The organism is Candidatus Magnetobacterium casense (genome assembly GCF_019173545.1).
Taxonomy (GTDB): Bacteria; Nitrospirota; Thermodesulfovibrionia; order Thermodesulfovibrionales; family Magnetobacteriaceae; genus Magnetobacterium; species Magnetobacterium cryptolimnobacter.
Genome location: NZ_JABXWD010000513.1, coordinates 1 through 2,131, shown reverse-complemented (window position 1 = coordinate 2,131; position 2,131 = coordinate 1). Strand labels below are relative to the sequence as shown.

Sequence of the window (2,131 nt, the reverse complement as noted above, 5' to 3'; positions counted from 1 at the left end):
TGCCTCAACCAGTGTGAAGCCCTTGTCGTTAAATATACTTTTGTAAGCGTTGTTATTCATACGCCCGGCGCAGTTGTTGATGTTACTGTTATTATCGTAATTGGCATACATTGTTGCACCATTTTCCCATCTTTATTCTTGTCAAGGTGACCACTATGCAGGAGTATTCAGGGTAGTCAATATTGCTGCAATCGGAGGTTGTATCCTGCGGCTTACAGAGGGTATTGGCGGGGTCTTCGGGGTCGCAACCGGAGGTCACGTGGTCACAGGCCTTGCACTCGCTGTAAAATGTGGCATCGATATTTCCGTAGGTTGCGGTATCCAGGGAGCCTTTTATGGCAAAGGGGATGGAGTTTACTCCCTCTTTATTTATGATCGCCGCCTTTTCAACAGTAATGGTTCTAACGCTTGAATAGCCGCCGCTATTGGTAATGCTGCCATCATTGTCCGTATCGACCCTAAGCTCGTATCCTTCAATGGCGGAGGGGGCACTCCAGTACAGGCCGTAGGTCTTTCTCTCTGCGTATGACTTTGACTTGGCTTCCATAAGGTCTCCATACATTTTTTTAATACCAGCCTCTATCTGTATTTTTGTTGTCGTACCCGTGAACTGACTCACCATCAGCCCTACAATAATGGACACGACTACCAGTACCACGATCATTTCAATCAGTGTAAAACCCTTATTGTCATGCACTATCTTCATCTTTTCACGCACGTCTCATCCTAAACACTGGCAGGGGACTGCCTGCCCGGTTAATTCTCCACCACTATTGTGTATAATCTTTATCATGCTTATATTCTAACATACTTGTGTGAAAAAATCGTGAAAAAATCAGCAACATTTTTTTATTGTTATTCACTACGGGGGTAAGCCGCAGTGAATAACAAATTCCTCTTTCCAGACAGGTATTACTTATCCAGCCAATGAATAATTTTACTTCCGGTACCGGATTGTGTAATAGGTGGCGGATTAGGGGGCGGCATCCCCGCGCTAAAACCGGTCGCCAGTACAGCGCCACCACCCGTAAAGGTATTCTTGAGGTTGACCTGATTTATAGCCGCCGTAGAAAGCTGCATCAGCAATGTCCCTTGAATTGCCGATGTCTTGACCGCCTTACCGGCACACGCGGTGCTGTTTACCATTCCACCCGTTGCACAGTTAAATCCCCACATGCGCGACTGGCCTGAGAACGAGCAGATATCAGACGATGGTTGTGCGGTCACAAACATTACGTAGTTAGCCCCTGTGGTTACCGGATCGGTTACACCGCGCTCCATGTAATAAGGGGACGCTATCGGATTCAGGGCCTGGTACCAGGCCGCATTGGCGTAATTACCCGTTGCAAGGTTGTAGCATACACTACCGGAGGTCGTTGCAGAGCCGGCGGTGGAACTTGACCCAATGCTTATGGACGGTATGTTAATGCTGCTTGGGCTACAGGTGTTGAGATGGTTGCACATAAATGGGACACCTGCCACTATATCGGGCTTGTTTGTTACAGGCCCGGTACTTGTGTTGTACAGCTCGCTCGAGGTAAAGTATCTGCCGGAGGTGAGGTACAGGTAGTAATTATCAAAGCACTTGTCAATACCGACCTTTGCCGTGATTGGAAAACCGTTTGCATTTGCAAAATTGACATACTCGTTATACGCCCATTGCGTGGGGTCAGTACCGTTTATGTGTATCTTGAAAACGCCTCCACCCCATTGAGGATAACCACTTACGGTGTTTACGTACTTTGAATAACCAAAGAACACAAAATCCGTGTTGCCGTCCTCGTTCATGTCGAGCCCCTTCGTAAACAACCGGCCTCCAACGCTGTTGGCATAGGAGGCGCCCATATCCTTGGTGTAAACCGTAGCGATGGTGTCATTTGCGTTGAGCTTTAAGACAAACACCTTGAGGTTCTGGTTGGAGTTGCCTTGATAGTCGTTTGGACCGGAGAGGAAGATCACAAACCTGGTGTTGGCATAGTTTACAACCGCCGGGCCTGAAAAGGTGAACTTGAGTGCCGGGTCTGTAAACTCCCACAACAGATTCGGATTCTTTGGGTCCTTGACGTCAAGGGCAAAGTACGAGGAAGTCCCTACACATGCAGAGGAATTTGGGTCAGGGCATGTGTCCGTG

Annotated in this window: 2 protein-coding genes; both read right to left on the bottom strand. The window is 48.1% G+C overall.

What is annotated here, in order from left to right:
* Window positions 1-91: 91 nt before the first annotated feature.
* Window positions 92-718, bottom strand: coding sequence for a prepilin-type N-terminal cleavage/methylation domain-containing protein (locus HWQ67_RS17025; RefSeq protein WP_218253885.1), 627 nt, complete (start codon window positions 716-718; stop codon window positions 92-94).
* A 194-nt stretch (window positions 719-912) separates the two neighbouring features.
* Window positions 913-2,131, bottom strand: a 1,219-nt coding sequence (locus HWQ67_RS17020) for a hypothetical protein (protein ID WP_218253884.1), incomplete at its 5' end; no start/stop codon positions are given.